1 protein-coding gene is annotated in these 358 nt (G+C 45.8%); it reads left to right on the top strand.

All coding sequences use genetic code 11. From position 1 onward, the window contains the following. Positions 1–8 precede the first annotated feature (8 nt). Positions 9–107, top strand: coding sequence for a PLP-dependent transferase (locus BTM36_RS30295; RefSeq protein WP_217349667.1), 99 nt, complete (start codon positions 9–11; stop codon positions 105–107). Positions 108–358 lie beyond the last annotated feature (251 nt).

The following is a 358-nucleotide window of genomic DNA, read 5'->3' on the forward strand; positions in this document are numbered from 1 at the left end:
ATGGCGGCGTGGATTTTAGCGGTACTCTGATTCGCGTTCATATTGGTCTGGAAGATGTTGATGATTTAATTGAAGATTTGGCCGCAGGTCTCCAGCGTATCGTTTAAATTGTTAACTGCTGGTTGAAAATTCTGATTACGCTAGCAGAATACTCTGTATTAATTGCGCCTGGGATCAAGGTGTGTCGGGCGATAAGCAGGTACAATAGCCTTCTCTAAGCGGTACCACAGGAAAGTCCATGGCTGTAATTCAAGACATTATCGCTGCGCTCTGGCACCACGACTTTGCAGCGCTGGCGAACCCACATATTGTTGGCGTCGTCTATTTCGTGATGTTTGCCACACTCTTTTTAGAAAAC

The organism is Herbaspirillum sp. VT-16-41 (assembly GCF_001994935.1).
Taxonomy (GTDB): domain Bacteria; phylum Pseudomonadota; class Gammaproteobacteria; order Burkholderiales; family Burkholderiaceae_D; genus Herbaspirillum; species Herbaspirillum frisingense.